This window comes from Brevibacillus sp. SIMBA_040, from assembly GCF_046535075.1.
Taxonomy (GTDB): Bacteria; Bacillota; Bacilli; order Brevibacillales; family Brevibacillaceae; genus Brevibacillus.
This window is the reverse complement of sequence record NZ_JAWRXI010000118.1, coordinates 1-299: the sequence shown is the minus strand read 5'-3', so window position 1 is coordinate 299 and position 299 is coordinate 1. Positions and strand designations below refer to the sequence as shown.

At 60.5% G+C, this 299-nt stretch carries 1 pseudogene; it reads right to left on the bottom strand.

The annotated features are described in order from the left end of the window. Nucleotides 1-299 (bottom strand): annotated as a pseudogene (locus SB752_RS32205) (hypothetical protein); the annotation flags it as partial.

Genomic DNA, 299 nt, shown 5'->3' with positions numbered 1-299 from the left:
GGCCGATATAGCGGCAATAACGGCCAACTCCATGCGGATCGCCGCTTTCTGTGCTGGGGTGACGCTGTACTCACCCACCAATCCCAGGTTATAGACGCCACGTGCGAAGTCTGGATGTTGGAGCAACCAGCGGTGAAAGGGAACGTTTGTTGGAAACCCTGTTACCCGGAGTTCCCGCAGGGCCTCGGTGGCACGGAATAGGGCCTGCGAACGATCCCGACCGTGGGCGATGATCTTCGCACACAGGCTGTCAAAACGCAGGGACTGCACCGTGCCGCACGCGACCCCGGAATCGACAC